Genomic DNA, 16,203 nt, shown 5'->3' on the forward strand with positions numbered 1-16,203 from the left:
GCGGTTTATGGCGGCATCGCGGCGGAGCTTGGGCCAAGAACGGCAGCATCAGGAAGGTTTGAAGGTGTTGCGTTAGGGCAACAATCTTTTGAGGGGACTATCTACCCCTTATTCGACGGAATCGGCCGAGAACCAGACGGCATCGTACACGGCGGTCGCGGTCCGGTCCGGTTCACGTTCCGATACCGGCCAAACGGACCTCGTGGCGGCGATATCGGCCTCCGAGGGCCGGGGCCCGCCGGGGCTCCTCGTGGTCTCGCCGCTGCAGGAAATGAACCCTACATTCATCAATTGCTTGGCCCTGTATCCCCTGCCCGTCCGGGTGACGAGCATGGTCGTCCCCCAGCCCTGGTGCGGCTGCCAGGGAAAGATCAGCCGCCCGCCCCGCAGGAGCGCCTGCAGCCAGCCTGCATCGGGGGCGGTCACGCCGGCATTCACATAGATGACGTCGGCACCCGGAAGAGGGCGCCCGAAGGCGGAGGCGGCATGGACGGTTACCTGGGGGTAGTCCCTCAGATTGTCGCAGGCCCAGGCCGCCAAGTCCGACTCGTACTCATACGCCTCCACGCGCCCGCCCAGTTCGACGAGGTGGGCCAGAAGCGCCGTGTAATACCCGGTGCCCGCGCCTACATGGATCAGGGTTTCGCCCGGCTGGGGGCTGACGGCTCCGATCCAGGCCGCGTGCAGCGCCGGCTCCCCGTTATTGATGCCCCGCGCCCGGTCGATGGCCACGAGAACGTTATCGTAGATGTCGGCGATATTGCCGGTCTGGGTCGCCACTCCCTGGCTGATGACGGTCCAGGGAGGCGGAGGCAGGAAATCCTCACGGGGAACGGAGGCGAAAGCGCGCCTGATTCGCGGATCGTCCACTCCAACGATCCCGACGATCTGCTCCGCATACCGCAGGCGGCAATTCTCCGCTGAAACCATCGCCGTACCCGAAAAGGCCTCTCGGAAGGTAGCTGGCTCCGGGAGAGCCGACGGCAAGGGCCCGGGCCCGGATCACATCCTGAACACGCCGAACTTCGTCTCCGGCACGGGTGCGTTGAGGGCCGCCGAGAAGGCCAGCGCCAACACCCGCCGTGTCTCGGAAGGCAGGATCACCCCGTCGTCCCAGAGCCGGGCAGTGGCATAATACGGATTGCCCTCTTCCTCGTAACGGTCGCGGATCGGAGCCTTGAAGGTCTCCTCCTCCTCGGCGCTCCAGGACCGGCCTTCGGCTTCGATGTTGTCCCGCCGCACCGTCGCCAGCACGCTGGCGGCCTGCTCGCCGCCCATGACGGAAATGCGGGAATTCGGCCAGGTGAAGAGGAAGCGCGGAGAATAGGCGCGTCCGCACATGCCGTAATTGCCGGCGCCGAAGGAGCCGCCGACGAGCAGGGTGATCTTCGGCACCTGGGCGCAGGCCACCGCCGTCACGAGCTTGGCTCCGTCCTTGGCGATGCCGCCAGCCTCGTACTGACGGCCCACCATGAAGCCGGAAATGTTCTGCAGGAACAGGAGCGGGATGCGCCTTTGGCAGCACAGCTCGATGAAATGCGCTCCCTTGAGCGCGCTCTCGGAAAACAGGATGCCGTTATTGGCGATGATGCCCACCGGCATGCCCCAGAGCCGCGCGAAACCGGTCACGAGGGTCGTGCCGTAGAGGCGCTTGAACTCGTCGAACTCCGACCCGTCCACCAGCCGGGCGATCACCTCGCGGATGTCGTACTGCTTCTTGAGGTCCGTGGGCACGATCGCGTCCAGGTCCTCGATGGCGTATTTCGGCTCCACCGGGTCGGAAAGATCGATGTTCACGTTCTTGCGCGTGTTGAGCGTGCCGACGATGCGGCGGACGATCGCCAGCGCGTGGACGTCGTCCGTGGCGTAGTGATCCGCCACGCCGGACTGGCGGGCATGGACGTCCGCCCCGCCCAGATCCTCGGCGGAGACGACCTCGCCGGTGGCGGCCTTCACCAGAGGCGGTCCGCCGAGGAAGATGGTGCCCTGGCGCCGCACGATGACGGTCTCGTCCGACATGGCCGGGACATAGGCGCCGCCCGCCGTGCAGGAGCCCATGACGCAGGCGATCTGCGGGATGCCCATCGAGGACAGGGTCGCCTGGTTGTAGAAAATCCGCCCGAAATGCTCCCGGTCCGGAAAGACCTCGGTCTGATGGGGCAGGTTCGCGCCGCCGGAATCGACGAGGTAGATGCAGGGCAGGCGGTTCTCGCGGGCCACTTCCTGGGCGCGCAGGTGCTTCTTCACCGTCATCGGGTAGTAGGTGCCGCCCTTGATCGTCGAATCGTTGCAGACGATCATGACCTCCCGGCCCTCGACCCGTCCGATGCCCGTGATGATCCCGGCCCCGTGGATCGCATCCTCGTACATGCCGTAAGCGGCCAACGAGCCGAGTTCCAGGAAGGGAGAGCCCGGATCGAGCAGGCGCGTCACGCGTTCGCGGGGCAGAAGCTTGCCGCGGGCGAGATGGCGCTCGCGCGCCTTCGCCGGGCCGCCCTCGGCCACCGCAGCGCGCTTCGCCCGGAGATCGTGGGCCAGGTCGGCCCAGGCCGAGCGGTTCGCCCGCGCGGCGTCCGACGCGAGATCGGCGGTTGAGGCAATGACGGGCACGGCTTCAGGCTCCCTGCAATGGGCTGAGGCCCCCGCGAGGGAGGCCGGATCGGAAGGTCACAGGTCGGCGGCTCGAGTTCAAGAGGCCCCTCAGGCCCCTCCGCGCAGGGATCAGCCCTTGGCGCGGATGACCACCTCGCGGCGCACCCCCGGCCCACAGCGGTAGGCGATGCCCTTCACGAGCGACCAGTCGGCCGAGTTTTTCTGCAGGTAGAGGTGGGTGCCGCCCAGGGCAATGGTCGCATCGAGCATGGCGTCCGTCGCGGATTCGAAGCCTGGCACGGTCGGCACCACGGGGCTCACCTCGCCGAGACGGGTGCAAACCCGAACGTCCGCGGGCGAATCGACGATGCGGATCTGTTCCCGGGGCTCGGGGGTGTAGGCGCATGCCGAAGCAGCAAGGCCGACGAGAGAGGCAAGAAGTGCGCGTTGCATATTATGGTCCGCCGATGGTCAGCTTTTCCGGACAAGCTTAGAGCATGAAGCGCCGTTGAGGAGAAGTCTTCCGACGAAGGATGAGGAAAACCTGCGTCAGTTGCCCGGAAGCAACGCCTATGCCTCCCGCTTCGTCGGCCCGAAGATGTCCTCGAAGGACCGCCGCATCGCCGCATCGACCTCCGGCATGGTCACGGGTATCCCGAGATCCACCAGGCTCGTCACCCCGTGCTGGGTGACCCCGCAGGGCACGATGCCCGAAAAATGGGTCAGGTCCGGTTCCACGTTCAGGCTGATGCCGTGGAAGCTGACCCAGCGTCTGACGCGGATACCGATGGCGGCGATCTTGTCCTCGGTGGCCTCTCCCTTGTCGGGACGCCTCACCCATACCCCGACCCGGTCCTCCCGCCGCTCGCCGCGGATGTTGAATTCGCCCAGGGTGGCGATGAGCCATACCTCCAGAGCCGCCACGTAGCGGCGCAGGTCGGGCTCCCGGCGCTTCAGGTCCAGCATCACGTAGGCCACCCGCTGGCCGGGGCCGTGATAGGTGTACTGCCCTCCCCGCCCCGTCCGGTGGACCGGAAAGCGGTTCGGCTCCACGAGGTCCGTTTCCTGGGCCGATGTCCCGGCCGTGTAGAGGGGCGGATGCTCCACCAGCCAGACGAGCTCTGGCGCACGCCCGTCCGCGATGGCGGCGGCACGCTCCTCCATGAAGGCCACGGCCTGCTCGTAATCCGTGAGGCCGTTCGCGACGAGCCATTCCACGGGCTCCGAGCCGTCTTCGGCAAAAAACGCATCGGCCAAGTGATCACGCAGACCCGGCACCGCTCCACCTCTCGAAAATCGAGGAAACCTATTGGTCCCGCCAGGCTTTCCGGTCAACCGTCCGGCCCTTGCGGAAACCCGTTACAATGTAGGGATCGGGCGCGACTTTTGCGATTGCGGAAAAAGTCTTCACGAACGGGCTTGCAGTGCCCCAATCGATCTTGTATAGCCACCGCCTCGCCAGGGGAAACAACCCTGGCCTTGAAGGTTTCGCGGTCGTGGCGGAATTGGTAGACGCACTACCTTGAGGTGGTAGCGGGGAGACCCGTGGAGGTTCGAGTCCTCTCGACCGCACCAAACCTTCAGGAAGCCCTCTGGGCACACTAAAAAAGGTCCCGCTTGCGGGGCCTTTTTTCTTGCCTGCACGGGCAGGACGCTCCACCTAAATTGAACCTCTTTCTCAAGCGCCTGAATCGGGCCCTGAGAAGTCACCACCAAGCGATTCTTCGATCAGGCCTTTTAGCGCATTGTCTGGGCTCGCCCCCGCGCCTAAAAGGCTCGTGAATCACCAAGAAGGATAGGCCCCATGCTGGACGCTGAGGACAAAGCGGCGCTCCACACGCCCGATGGCGTGGTGGCCGAACCTGTGCCGTTCCGCGACGAGGAAGGCTACATCAACCGCGACTTCGTCGACCTGGTGGCGGAGACCATTTCCGCGTCGGATACCGAGCGTCTCCAGGCGCTGGTAAAAGACTTCCACGAATCCGACCTCGGCGACCTGATCGAAGCGCTCGAGCCCGACCTGCGGCCGCGCCTGATCGAGCTTCTCGGCTCGGCGTTCGACTTCGCCGCCCTCACCGAAGTCGACGAGGCGATCCGCGAGGAGATTCTCGAAGAGCTCAACACGGCCACCCTCGCCGAAGGCGTGCGCGACCTCGATTCCGACGATGCCGTCACGATTCTCGAGAGCCTGGCCGAGGAGGACAAGGCGGAGGTTCTCGATCAGCTCCCGCCCATGGAGCGCATCGCGCTTCAGCGCTCCCTCGATTATCCCGAGGAAAGCGCCGGCCGGCGGATGCAGACGGAGCTCATCGCCGTCCCGCCCTTCTGGACCGTGGGCCAGACGATCGACTTCATGCGCGATACGGCCGACCTGCCCGAGACCTTCTACGAGATCTTCGTGATCGATCCGGCGGGCCACCTGCTCGGCGCGGTGGCGCTCGACCGGCTGCTGCGCTCCAAGCGCCCGGTCACGATCCAGGACATCATGGACGACGAGCCCGACCGGGTGGAGGCGACCCAGCACCAGGAGGAGGTCGCGCGCCTGTTCGAGCGCTACAACCTGGTCTCCGCCGCCGTCGTGGACGAGGCCGGCCGCCTCGTGGGCGTGATGATGGTCGACGATATCGTCGACGTTCTGGAGGAGGAGGCCGACGCCGACATCAAGCAGCTCGGCGGCGTCAAGCCGGACGAGGAGCTCTCGGACACGGTCTTCTACATCCAGCGCAGCCGCTTTCCCTGGCTTTTCGTCAACATGTGCACGGCGCTCGTGGCCGCGAACGTCATCGGCTTCTTCGAGGAATCCCTGGAGCGCATGGTGGCGCTCGCGATCCTCATGCCGATCGTGGCTTCCATGGGCGGAAACGCCGGAACGCAGACGATGACGGTGGCGGTGCGGGCCCTGGCGACCCGCGAGCTCGGACGCACCAACGCCTGGCGCATCATCCGCCGCGAGGCGACGGTGGGGCTGCTCAACGGCCTGCTGTTCGCAATCATTCTCGGGGTTCTGGCGGGCTTCTGGTTTCAGTCCTTCGATCTGGGCCTCGTGATCGGCCTGGCCCTCGTCACGGTGCTGCTCTTCGCGGCCCTCGGGGGCATCTTCGTTCCGTTGACGCTGAACCGTCTCGGCGTCGACCCGGCCGTCTCCTCGGGCCCCTTCGTCACCAGCATTACGGACATCGTCGGCTTCTTCGCCTTTTTAGGCATAGCGACGGCTTGGTTTGCCCTGTAAAACTTGTTTCGGCTCCGTTTTCGTAATGACCTGTTAACGGGCTTCGGGCCATTTCGTGACCTGATTAGGTCATGCGTAAGACAGTTGAGCCGATGAAGACACGTCGCCGTCCTTCCAGCCGCTCCAAGAAAACTGCGTCGAAGACATCCGGTCTGATGACGTTCGTCCGGGTCGCCCGGTTCGGCGCCGTCGCGGCCATGGCGCTCGGCCTGGCCTCCTGCGCCATCGCGCCCTCTTCGTCGAGCCGTTACCCGATGAAGAGCGACGCCAAGCCCCACGAAGGGGTCGCGAAGGCGCACAGGCTGCCGATCCACGGCGTGGACATCTCCAAGTGGCAGGGCAAGGTCGATTGGGCGGCCCTGCGCAAGGCCGGCACGCAGTTCGCCTTCATCAAGGCAACCGAAGGCGGCGATCATGTCGACAGCCGCTTCCTGGAGAACTGGTGGGCCGCCAAGAACGCCGGCATCCCGCGCGGCGCATATCATTTCGTCTATTGGTGCCGCCCGGCCCATGAGCAGGCCGCCTGGTTCAAGAAGAACGTCCCCCAGGATCCGGACGCCCTCCCCCCGGTTCTCGACGTGGAGTGGAACGGAGAATCGGTGAACTGCCCGAAGAAGGTGCCGCGCCAGCAGGCCCTCGCCATGATCGACCACTTGCTGCGCGAGATGGAGGCTCATACCGGCAAGCGGCCGATCATCTACACCGACATCACCTTCCATCAGGAAATCCTGGAAGGCGAGTTCAACGAGCATCCCTACTGGATCCGCAGCACCGCCGCCGAGCCGCATCACCGCTACAACAACCGCCGCTGGACCTTCTGGCAGTTCACGACCACGGGCCGCGTGCCGGGCGTGAGCGGCGACATCGACCGCAACGCGTTCTACGGCACGGAGAACCAGTGGCGCATGTTCGTGCAGAGCAAGTGCGACCCGCGCGATCACCACAAGCTGAAGCCCCTCGGCGTGTGCCGGGATGTGGACAGCGTGGTGCAGACTGCGAGCATCGACGAATAGCCTGACTTCCCGGCAAAGACTGCTATATCTCTCCGCAACCACCCCGCCTGGGCGGCGCCTGCCGGCGCCGCCGGGAAGCGGGACCAGGAGTGAAACGCAGTGATTCCCAACGCTTCCAAGGACTTCAACTTCGATCTCGGCGAGACGGCGGACGCCATCCGCGAGACGGTGCGCGACTTCGCGCAGGACAAGATCGCGCCTCGCGCGGAAGAGATCGACCGCACCAACGAGTTTCCGCGCGATCTCTGGCCCCGGATGGGCGAACTCGGCCTGCATGGCATCACCGTGGAGGAGGAATACGGCGGCATCGGCCTCGGCTACCTTGAGCACGTGATCGCCATGGAGGAAATCTCCCGCGCCTCGGCCTCGGTCGGCCTGTCCTACGGCGCCCATTCCAACCTCTGCATCAACCAGATCCGCCGCAACGGCAACGAAGAGCAGAAGCGCCGCTATCTTCCCAAGCTGATCGCAGGCGAGCATCTGGGCGCGCTCGCCATGTCCGAGCCGGGATCCGGCTCCGACGTGGTTTCCATGCGCACCCGGGCGGAGAAGCGGGGCGACCGCTACTTCATCACCGGCAACAAGATGTGGATCACGAACGGCCCCACGGCGGACACGCTGGTGGTCTATGCCAAGACCGATCCGGATGCGGGCCCGCGCGGCATGACCGCCTTCATCATCGAAAAGGGCTTCAAGGGCTTCTCGACCCACCAGAAGCTCGACAAGATCGGCATGCGCGGCTCCGACACCTGCGAACTCGTGTTCGAGGAATGCGAGGTGCCCGAGGAGAACGTGCTGGGGCAGGTCGGCAGGGGCGTGAACGTGCTCATGTCGGGGCTCGACTACGAGCGCGCCGTCCTGGCGGCCGGGCCGCTCGGCATCATGCAGGCCTGCATGGATGTGGTCCTGCCCTATATCCACGAACGCAAGCAGTTCGGCCAGCCCATCGGCACCTTCCAGATGGTGCAGGGCAAGGTCGCGGACATGTACGTGACCATGAACGCCGCCAAGGCCTATGTCTACGCGGTCGCCAAGGCCTGCGACCGGGGCGAGACCACCCGCGAGGACGCGGCGGGTGCGATTCTCTACGCAGCGGAAAGAGCCACGCAATGCGCCCTCGACGCCATCCAGCTCCTGGGCGGCAACGGCTACATCAACGACTATCCGACGGGCCGCCTCCTGCGCGACGCGAAGCTCTACGAGATCGGCGCCGGCACGAGCGAGATCCGCCGCATGCTGATCGGGCGCGAGCTGTTCGAGAAGACCGCGTAGAGCGCGATCAGATCGTACGGATATCCCGCGTGATGGCGATCAGGGAGAGCCCCTGGTCGCCACGGCGGAACACGAGGCGCAGGCTTCGCCAGGATTCGTAGGGCTGCACCCCTTCCGGGGTTTCGCGGATATGCAGCTCGACGACGGTCCCCTGCGGCGCGAACTCGTGATTGTTGTTGGGCTCCAGCCCCCGCTGGCGCGGCTCGTCGTAGAGAACCTCGTCGGCCCGCCGGTAATCCGCATCCCAGACGAATTCCGAAAAATAGCGGCGGCATGTCATCTCGATGGGATCGCCGCTGCCGTCCCTGTACCCCCAGAGCCGGACGCGCGGATCCTCGCCGCAGCGCTCGACCTCGGCACGGGACAACCGGACATCGCCGGCATCCAGCATGACGTAGGGGCTCACCACGAGCCCCTCCTCCCCGAGATGGGATGCCAGGCGCCGGAAATCCGAACCGGCCAGGGCGTTCAGGATGTCCGCGACGGCTCCCTGCGCGGCATCGCGCGCCGCCTCAGAGGTCGGGCGCCTCTCCGCCTCCGCGATGCCGCAGGCGGCCAGACACAGGGACATGAGAACAATGAAAGGCCACGTTCCACGCAACCGGCGGCGAGACGTGCCATGAAACCTCGTCTGCCCCTCATTCCCTGGTGACATGATGGCAGGGCTGCGCGGCTCTGGAAAAGGTCTATAAAACACTTGCGATTCTTTCCCGGACCCGGACCTTATAACATCATGCTCGACAAAGCCATCGCCGACGCCCTGCGCGCGGCCTCCACCGCCACGATCACCACCGTTCTCCTGAAGAAGGGGATCCGGCGCTGCTGGATGCAGGGGCCGATGCCGGCCTTCAATGCGGGCGAGCGGCTCGTGGGCCGCGCCTTCACCCTGCGTTTCGTGCCCGCCCGCGAGGATCTGGCGACGCCGGAATCCTGGTCGTCTCCCCGCTCCACCCGCGCCGCCATCGAGGACATGCCGGAAGGCTGCATCGCCGTGGTGGATTCCATGGGTGTGAAGGATGCGGGCATCTTCGGCGACATCCTCACCGCGCGCATGCACAAGCGCGGCGTCACCGCTCTCGTGACCGACGGCGTGGTGCGCGATGCCGTGGGCGTCCAGGGAACCGGCTTGCCGGTCTGGTGCTCGGGCGCGGCCGCGCCGCCTTCGGTGGCGGGCCTGACCTTCGTCGGCTGGCAGGAGCCCATCGGCTGCGGCGGCGTCGCCGTGTTCCCGGATGACGTGATCGTCGCCGACCAGGACGGCGTCGTGGTCATCCCGGCCGCCATGGTCGAGGACGTCGCAAAGGCGGCCGTTGAGCAGGAGCGGCTCGAAATGTGGATCATGCGCGAGGTCGAGAAGGGCGTTCCCCTGCCCGGCCTCTATCCGCCGAATGCCGAGAACAAGGCCCGCTACGAGGCCGAAACCGGCAACGCGTAAGGCATAGGAGGAGCGACAGCAGGTGTTCTACTACGTTTCGAAAATCGCCTGGTTTTTCGCCACGCCGTCGAACCTGCTTCTGAGCCTGGTCGTGATCGGGCTCCTCCTCGCCCTGACCAGGCGCCTGCGGCAGACCGGCATCTTCATCGCGCTGACATTCACCCTCGCGACGATCGCCTTCGGCCTCCTGCCGCTCGCCAACTATCTCTTCGTCCCCTTGGAGGGCCGGTTTCCGGTGTTCCGCGACGACAACCGGCCCATCGACGGGATCATCCTGCTCGGCGGATCGGTGGATGCGCAGGATTCGGTCAACAGGAACGCGCTTGTCGTCAACGAGGCGGCGGAGCGGGTCCTCGACGCGATCCAGCTGTCCCATCGCTATCCCGACGCCCGCATTCTCATCGTCGGCGGCGGCGGAACGGTCTTTGGCGACGGAACCGCGGAGGCCCCTGTCACGGCCGCCTTCATGAAGACCATCGGCATCGATCCCGCCCGCATCCTCATCGAGGACCGTTCGCGGACGACCTACGAGAACGCGGTGCTGTCGGTCCCAATCGCCCAGCCCAAGGAAGGCGAGCGCTGGCTGCTCGTGACCTCCGCCTGGCACATGCCGCGCGCGGTCGGCGTCTTCGAGAAGGCAGGCTTTCCGGTGGTGCCCTACCCGGTCGATTATCGCGTCGGCGGCAGCTTCAGGAACGTGCGCGGCTTCGCCACCATCTCGGACGGCCTGCGGCGGTTCGATGTCGGCGCGAAGGAATGGGCGGGCCTCCTCGCCTATTATCTCTCCGGACGCATGGATGCGCTCTTCCCCGGGCCTCAGGCCCCTGAATCCACGGGCAGCGTCAGCCGGTAGATCCCGCGGAAATCGTCCGGATCGACGGGGCGTCCCTTGCGCAGGATGACGATGCGGCCCTCCTTCATGAGGCGCACGGCGACCTGACGGACCGGCTGCATCAAGGGCCCCCACTCGTCCGGCTTGTCGCCGCCCACCGCGCGGGCGACCTCGGTCGGGTCGAGATTCCTCCCCGTGCCGCGCTCGTTCAGGAGCGAGAGCATGGCTGCTTCGATATCGTCCGGCGTCGCGTTCCTAGGCATCGTTCCTTCCCACGGCCGCCGTCAGGGCGTCGGACATGAATTGGCGTCTCCACATCACATAGAGCACGCCCGCCGTGGCCGCCATGAAAAGGTAGGCGCCGACGAACCACCCGAGATAGGCCAGCGAGAAGAAGAATGCCCGCTGCCCCCGGTTGAAATGCTTCCCCGCCACGGCGTTCATCTCCGCCGCCTGCCGCGCCGCCACGAGTGCCTCCTCGTGGTTGTCCGCCCGCAGGACAGGCACCGCGCCGAGGATGATCGCCATGTAGTTGAACAGCCGGTACGACCAGGCGAACTTGAAGAAAGCGTAGACGAAGATCACCGCGAGGCCGATCACCTTGAGCTCCCAGATCAGCGGCGAGGTCTGCCCGAACGGCAGGTCGGCGAAGACGGGAAGCACCGCATCGGCGGAGCGCAGGAGCGCCAGAACGCCGCCGATGGCGATGAGCGAGGTCGAGGCGAAGAAGGCCGTACCGTTCATGAGGGAGGCCATGATGGTGGTGTCGACGATGCGGTTCTCCCGCACCACCATCTGCTCCATCCAGCGGTAGCGGTATTGGTTCATCACCTTGTTCAGGCTGCGCTGACCCGCAGGGGAAAGCTCCACGGCCGCGTGATAGCCGAACCAGGCGAGGATGAAGAAAGCCAGCGCCACATAGTCGCCGATCGTGAAACCCAGCACTTTCGCCTCCGGTTGACTCCGCGGGCATCATGCCCAGTTTGATGGAAGCCTCAAAGCGGAGCAGCCTTCATGAGTCAAACGATCACCCGCGGCTTCAAGACGATGCTCGCCGAGGCGAACGCGAAGATCGAAACAATCCCGGCCGCCGAAGCCATCCCCCTCCTCGGCCGGGAGGATACGGTCTTCGTCGATCTGCGCGACCGGCGCGAGCTGGATCGGGAGGGCCGCATTCCCGGCGCCGTCCATTGCCCGCGCGGGATGCTGGAGTTCTGGATCGATCCCGAGAGCCCCTACCACAAGCCGGTTTTCGCCCAGGACAAGACCTTCGTGTTCTTCTGCGCCGCCGGCTGGCGCTCGGCCCTCTCGACCGCGACGGCCCAGGAGATGGGCCTGAAGCCGGTGGCCCATATCGAGGGCGGCTTCACCGCCTGGAGGGAAGCCGGCGGGCCGGTGGAGACGGAGACGCCGTTGAAAGGCTAGTGGGTCGCGCGCACCTCGAAGGACGGGGGCAGCTCCTCCCGTCCCTCCGCGACCTCCTCCTGATCGACCCGCTCGACGACGGCGCCGCCCGGCCCCTGCCGGCAGGCCTTGAGCACGACATCGACGAGATCGCCCGGTCCCGAGAAGACCGCCTCGACCGATCCGTCCCGCCGATTGCGGACCCAGCCCTTCAGGCCGTGAAGCTGGGCCTGGTGATGCGTCCAGGCGCGGTAGCCGACCCCCTGGACGCGTCCGTGTATGGTGACATGAAGAGTGCGGTTCGCAGTCATTGCCCCTCGAATGATCCTGGTCGACGGTCCGGCGACTCAACGCACCCGTAAGGCAAAGGTTCGCCCTTCAGCCCTCGCGCGACCTGCGCAGCGTGTCGGAGGGGGCGGCCCAGCGTGGACGGACAGCGGGCTTCTGAACCGGCTCGGGCGCCGCATCCTGCATCCGGGGCAGCCAGAGGCGCAGGTTGTGCTGGATGTAGTCGGCGGGCAGGCCGGCCTGGACCGCCGCCTCCACCACGCCCTCCATATAGCCGGGTTTCGGCGTTCCGGGCTTCCCGCTGCGCCCGACATAGACGACGGCACGCCGAGGCCCCTGAGCCGTCACCACGGGCTGAATGGTCTTGGAATAGAGCCCTGTGGACAGGCTCTCGTATCGGTCGAGCGCCGGCACATCCGCCAGGGCGAGATCCCAAAGAAGCCCCCAGACGGCGCGCTGCGGGTCGCGGATCACGGAGGCGTAGCCGCCCTCGAAGACGATGAAGCGATGGCGCATCAGGCGCGCCGAACCGACCGGCTTCGAGGCCGGGCAGCGCAGCGCCATGGCGGCTTGGTCCATGTTGGACCCATAGGCGAAGTAAAGGGGCATGGCGGCGCGAGCGACGGTTCTCAGGCGAATTCCATGATCACCGCATCCACCGCGAGGCTGTCGCCTTCCTTCGCATGGATCTTGGAGATCGTTCCGTCGCGCTCGGCGCGCAGGACGTTTTCCATCTTCATCGCCTCGACGATGCACAGGGGCTCGCCGGCCTTCACCTCTTGCCCCTGGTTGACGCTGATCGCCTTGACCAGACCCGGCATGGGGCAGAGCAGCTTCTTGCCCGTGTCCGCCTCCTGCTTCTCGGGCATGAGCGCCGCGAGCTCGGCCTCCCGCTTCGTGTAGACGCGCACCTCGGCCGAGGTTCCCGCATGGGACAGCATCATGCCGTTGAGAATAGGCCGGACCTGCACGGCGATGCTCCGGCCGCCGACGGTTCCGGTCCAGACCGCTTCGCCGGGCCGCCAGGACGACACGACCGGCCAGGCCTCGCCCTTCATGACGATGGCGATGCCGCCATCGACATCCTCGACCAGAACCTCGTGCGGCTCGCGTCCGAGCATGACCACGCGCTCGCGGTCGAACCGAACGGCGGAAACGGGGCGCATCTGGCCGGAAATCTCGCGCTTGCGCACGTTGAGCAGGTGATCGATGGCCGCACCGACGGCGACGATGGCGCGAGCCACCTCCCCTTCGGGCGCGGGCACCTTGAACCCCTGAGGATACTCCTCGGCGATGAAGCCGGTGGAGAGCTTGCCCGACTGCCAGCGCGGATGCTGCATCAGGGAGGACAGGAACGGGATGTTGTGACGGATGCCGTCGATGGCGAAGGCGTCGAGCGCCTTGGCCTGCGCCTCGATGGCCTGTTCCCGGGTGGGGGCATGGGTGACGAGCTTGGCGATCATCGGATCGTAATAGATCGAGATTTCGCCGCCCTCGTAGACGCCGGTGTCGTTGCGGACCGTGACGCCGTTCTCCACGCCCTCTTCCGGCGGGCGGTAGGTCACGAGACGGCCCGTCGAGGGCAGGAAGTTGCGGACCGGGTCTTCCGCGTAGATGCGGCTTTCCACCGACCAGCCGTTCAGCTTGACGTCGCCCTGGGAGAGCCGCAGCTTCTCGCCCGCTGCGACCCGGATCATCTCCTCCACGAGGTCGATGCCGGTGATCATCTCGGTGACCGGATGCTCCACCTGCAGCCGGGTGTTCATTTCCAGGAAGTAGAAGGACTTGTCCTGTCCCGCCACGAATTCGACGGTGCCGGCCGAGTCGTAGCCGACGGCTTTGGCGAGCGCCACGGCCTGCTCGCCCATGAGGCGGCGGGTGGCCTCGTCCAGCAGCGGAGACGGCGCTTCCTCGATGACCTTCTGGTTGCGGCGCTGGATCGAGCATTCGCGCTCACCCAGATAGATGACGTTGCCGTGCTTGTCGCCGAGCACCTGGATTTCGATGTGGCGGGGATCGGTGATGAACTTCTCGACGAAGACCCGGTCGTCGCCGAAGGAGGACGCGGCCTCGGACTTGGCCCGGGCGAAGCCTTCCGCCACCTCGTCGGCGGAATAGGCGATGCGCATGCCCTTGCCGCCGCCGGCGGAGGCCTTGATCATGACCGGGTAGCCGATCTCGTCGGCGATCTTCACCGCCTGCTCGGGGCCCTCGATGACGCCGAGGAAGCCGGGAACGGTCGAAACCTTCGCGGCGGCCGCCGCCTTCTTGGACTCGATCTTGTCGCCCATGGCGGCGATGGCGCCGGGATTGGGGCCGATGAAGACGATGCCGGCCTCCGCCAGGGCCTTGGGGAACGCCTCGCGCTCGGACAGGAAGCCGTAGCCGGGATGAACGGCCTGGGCGCCGGTCTGCCTGCAGGCATCGATGATCTTCTCGATCACAAGATAGGATTGGGCCGCGGCGGCAGGGCCGATATGCACCGCCTCGTCGGCCATCTCCACATGGAGGGCGTCGCGGTCGGCATCGGAATAGACGGCCACCGTCTTGATGCCCATGCGCCGGGCGGTCTTGATGACGCGGCAGGCGATCTCGCCCCGGTTGGCAATCAGGATCTTGTCGAACATGAGCCCTCGAACGCTGCAAGCCTAAACATTTAGCCCCACTCCCGTTACTGCACATCGGCGCATTCGGGAAGCGGGGCCAGATCAGCTTTTAGCGTAAGGTGGATCTTTCCGGATCAGGCCGCCAGGCGGTGCATCCGGGCGTGCTGGCGTCCGCGCATGATGAAGTCGAGCAGGGCCACGTCCACGTTCTGCGTCTCGTCCAGGATGGCATAGACGATGTTCATGGCGGTCTCCGTGGTTCCGCCCAAATCGAGTGCGGTCGTCAGCCACATGGCGTCGTCGTTGGTGACGACCCCGGTCGGCCGCAGGGACCAGACCACGAAATCGACGACCAGGACGGTGAGCGCCGGTCCCCAGCTTTCATGCGTGTCGAGGGTGCGGTCCAGGGCCAGCAGCGCCTCGGCCTCGAGCCGGGTCATGATGCCGTCCTCGAGAATGTCCCGCTGAAGCTTCTTCACGTCCTCGGCCGAGATGTACTTGTTGTCGATGACGGTTTCGATGAAATCGCGAAGGTTATTCTTGATCATCTGTTTGACTCCCCCCGGCTTTTGTTGGGTGCCGGTTGATCTCTTGTCCGGGTATGACTTTTGCACGGGGGAACGGCTCAAACCGTTAATTCGCAATTCTGAATCGGCGTTGAGGTTAAGCGTTGTTGAGACTCTTTGGTTGCGAGAATCTTGCCGCGTCACCCCGGGCTTTGCGCCGACGCATGGAAAGCCTTGCGTCACTTCGGTTTCCGGCCATCGGCCCCATGTGGCACATCAGGACCGATCCAAGGTGCCAAACCCCGTCTTCAGGAAGCGGTAAGGTGTTCATTCTCTTAAAAAACAAGGATTTTCGGGCATGAGGCCGCTCTCGTTCACCCATCGCTACGAGCCCGCGTTAACGCCGGACCAGCCCCCGCTCCTGCTTCTGCACGGCACCGGCGGCGACGAGAACGACCTCATCCCCGCCGGAAGGATGGTCGCCTCCGGCGCCGCCCTCCTCTCCCCCCGCGGAAAGGTGCTGGAAAACGGCATGCCCCGCTTCTTCCGCCGCCTTGCCGAAGGCGTGTTCGACGAGGAGGACGTGAAGGCACGGGCGAACGAGCTCGCGGATTTCGTCGCCGAGGCCCGGGAGGCCTACGGCCTTGCCGCCCCCATTGCCCTGGGCTTCTCCAACGGTGCCAACATCGCCGCCGCCATGCTGGTGCTGCGCCCGGAAACCCTGGCCGGCGCCGTGCTGCTCCGCGCCATGGTGCCCTTGAGCGATCCGCCCCGGACGGATCTGACGGGAAAGCAGGTCCTGATGCTCTCCGGCGCGATGGATCCGCTCATCCCCGCAGACAATTCATCGCGCCTGGCCGCACAGCTGCAAGGTGCGGGCGCCGAGGTGAAGCACACCATCCTGCCGGCCGGGCACGGCCTCTCCCAGCAGGACCTGTCGCTGACGCAGAACTGGTTCCTGAACCTTTAGGCGTGCTGTCCTGGGAGGGCCGGCGGCGAACGAGGCTTCCGCTTTTTCCGGCCTTG

At 65.8% G+C, this 16,203-nt stretch carries 18 protein-coding genes and 1 tRNA gene; 8 read left to right on the forward strand and 11 right to left on the reverse strand.

Annotation, left to right across the window (positions count from 1 at the left end):
- Nucleotides 1-108: 108 nt before the first annotated feature.
- The 4 genes from ACFOYU_RS21080 to lipB form a co-directional block, all read right to left on the reverse strand.
- Nucleotides 109-930 (reverse strand): protein-L-isoaspartate O-methyltransferase, encoded by an 822-nt coding sequence (locus ACFOYU_RS21080; protein WP_377035126.1) that lies wholly within the window; start codon nt 928-930, stop codon nt 109-111.
- 72 nt (nt 931-1,002) lie between these two features.
- Nucleotides 1,003-2,610, reverse strand: coding sequence for a carboxyl transferase domain-containing protein (locus tag ACFOYU_RS21085; protein WP_377035127.1), 1,608 nt, complete (start codon nt 2,608-2,610; stop codon nt 1,003-1,005).
- A gap of 111 nt (nt 2,611-2,721) precedes the next feature.
- Nucleotides 2,722-3,045: a hypothetical protein gene (locus ACFOYU_RS21090; protein ID WP_377035128.1), complete on the reverse strand. Its 324-nt coding sequence runs from the start codon at nt 3,043-3,045 to the stop codon at nt 2,722-2,724.
- A 117-nt stretch (nt 3,046-3,162) separates the two neighbouring features.
- Nucleotides 3,163-3,870, reverse strand: a complete 708-nt coding sequence (lipB, locus tag ACFOYU_RS21095; protein ID WP_377035129.1) for a lipoyl(octanoyl) transferase LipB — start codon at nt 3,868-3,870, stop codon at nt 3,163-3,165.
- Between the two features lie 212 nt (nt 3,871-4,082).
- Between lipB and ACFOYU_RS21100 the strand changes: the two genes are divergently transcribed.
- From ACFOYU_RS21100 to ACFOYU_RS21115, 4 genes are all read left to right on the forward strand, one after another.
- Nucleotides 4,083-4,167 (forward strand) — tRNA-Leu (locus ACFOYU_RS21100).
- Nucleotides 4,168-4,396: 229 nt separating this feature from the next.
- The gene (gene mgtE / locus ACFOYU_RS21105; RefSeq protein ID WP_377035130.1) at nt 4,397-5,821 is read left to right on the forward strand and encodes a magnesium transporter; all 1,425 of its coding nucleotides are present in this window, start codon (nt 4,397-4,399) and stop codon (nt 5,819-5,821) included.
- Nucleotides 5,822-5,976: 155 nt separating this feature from the next.
- The gene (locus tag ACFOYU_RS21110) at nt 5,977-6,834 is read left to right on the forward strand and encodes a glycoside hydrolase family 25 protein (protein WP_226740314.1); all 858 of its coding nucleotides are present in this window, start codon (nt 5,977-5,979) and stop codon (nt 6,832-6,834) included.
- Between the two features lie 99 nt (nt 6,835-6,933).
- Complete coding sequence (locus tag ACFOYU_RS21115) at nt 6,934-8,106, forward strand: isovaleryl-CoA dehydrogenase (protein WP_377035131.1); 1,173 nt, start codon at nt 6,934-6,936, stop codon at nt 8,104-8,106.
- Between the two features lie 7 nt (nt 8,107-8,113).
- On the opposite strand, the gene ACFOYU_RS21120 is transcribed toward ACFOYU_RS21115, so the two are convergent.
- Nucleotides 8,114-8,677: a hypothetical protein gene (locus ACFOYU_RS21120; protein WP_377035132.1), complete on the reverse strand. Its 564-nt coding sequence runs from the start codon at nt 8,675-8,677 to the stop codon at nt 8,114-8,116.
- A 162-nt stretch (nt 8,678-8,839) separates the two neighbouring features.
- Here ACFOYU_RS21120 and ACFOYU_RS21125 point away from each other — a divergent pair, with 162 nt between their 5' ends.
- Together ACFOYU_RS21125 and ACFOYU_RS21130 are read left to right on the forward strand one after the other, a co-directional pair.
- Nucleotides 8,840-9,541 carry a ribonuclease activity regulator RraA gene (locus ACFOYU_RS21125; RefSeq protein WP_264196464.1) on the forward strand — a complete coding sequence of 234 codons (702 nt, stop codon included), beginning with the start codon at nt 8,840-8,842 and terminating at the stop codon, nt 9,539-9,541.
- Nucleotides 9,542-9,563: 22 nt separating this feature from the next.
- Nucleotides 9,564-10,394, forward strand: a complete 831-nt coding sequence (locus ACFOYU_RS21130; RefSeq protein ID WP_377035133.1) for a YdcF family protein — start codon at nt 9,564-9,566, stop codon at nt 10,392-10,394.
- Here ACFOYU_RS21130 and ACFOYU_RS21135 read toward each other — a convergent pair.
- Together ACFOYU_RS21135 and ACFOYU_RS21140 are read right to left on the reverse strand one after the other, a co-directional pair.
- The gene (locus tag ACFOYU_RS21135; protein WP_226740306.1) at nt 10,358-10,636 is read right to left on the reverse strand and encodes a DUF3253 domain-containing protein; all 279 of its coding nucleotides are present in this window, start codon (nt 10,634-10,636) and stop codon (nt 10,358-10,360) included. The two genes, ACFOYU_RS21130 and ACFOYU_RS21135, sit on opposite strands and share 37 nt — an antisense overlap.
- Entirely contained in the window at nt 10,629-11,318 is a 690-nt protein-coding gene (locus ACFOYU_RS21140; RefSeq protein ID WP_226740304.1) for a DUF599 domain-containing protein, read from the reverse strand. Before ACFOYU_RS21140 ends, ACFOYU_RS21135 begins: the two co-directional genes overlap by 8 nt.
- A gap of 69 nt (nt 11,319-11,387) precedes the next feature.
- Here ACFOYU_RS21140 and ACFOYU_RS21145 point away from each other — a divergent pair, with 69 nt between their 5' ends.
- Nucleotides 11,388-11,798: a rhodanese-like domain-containing protein gene (locus ACFOYU_RS21145; protein ID WP_377035134.1), complete on the forward strand. Its 411-nt coding sequence runs from the start codon at nt 11,388-11,390 to the stop codon at nt 11,796-11,798.
- Here the strand turns inward: ACFOYU_RS21145 and ACFOYU_RS21150 are convergent.
- The 4 genes from ACFOYU_RS21150 to ACFOYU_RS21165 form a co-directional block, all read right to left on the reverse strand.
- The gene (locus ACFOYU_RS21150; RefSeq protein WP_377035135.1) at nt 11,795-12,088 is read right to left on the reverse strand and encodes an acylphosphatase; all 294 of its coding nucleotides are present in this window, start codon (nt 12,086-12,088) and stop codon (nt 11,795-11,797) included. The two genes, ACFOYU_RS21145 and ACFOYU_RS21150, sit on opposite strands and share 4 nt — an antisense overlap.
- 67 nt (nt 12,089-12,155) lie before the next feature.
- Nucleotides 12,156-12,674, reverse strand: coding sequence for a gamma-glutamylcyclotransferase family protein (locus tag ACFOYU_RS21155; RefSeq protein ID WP_377035136.1), 519 nt, complete (start codon nt 12,672-12,674; stop codon nt 12,156-12,158).
- A gap of 20 nt (nt 12,675-12,694) precedes the next feature.
- A complete protein-coding gene (locus ACFOYU_RS21160) occupies nt 12,695-14,692 on the reverse strand; it encodes an acetyl-CoA carboxylase biotin carboxylase subunit (protein WP_377035137.1) in 1,998 nt (665 codons plus the stop codon).
- A 113-nt stretch (nt 14,693-14,805) separates the two neighbouring features.
- Nucleotides 14,806-15,219, reverse strand: coding sequence for a hypothetical protein (locus tag ACFOYU_RS21165; RefSeq protein ID WP_377035138.1), 414 nt, complete (start codon nt 15,217-15,219; stop codon nt 14,806-14,808).
- Between the two features lie 316 nt (nt 15,220-15,535).
- Between ACFOYU_RS21165 and ACFOYU_RS21170 the strand changes: the two genes are divergently transcribed.
- Complete coding sequence (locus ACFOYU_RS21170) at nt 15,536-16,147, forward strand: alpha/beta hydrolase (RefSeq protein ID WP_377035139.1); 612 nt, start codon at nt 15,536-15,538, stop codon at nt 16,145-16,147.
- The last annotated feature ends 56 nt before the right edge of the window (nt 16,148-16,203 follow it).

The organism is Microvirga sp. GCM10011540 (genome assembly GCF_042650665.1).
Taxonomy (GTDB): Bacteria; Pseudomonadota; Alphaproteobacteria; order Rhizobiales; family Beijerinckiaceae; genus Microvirga; species Microvirga lenta.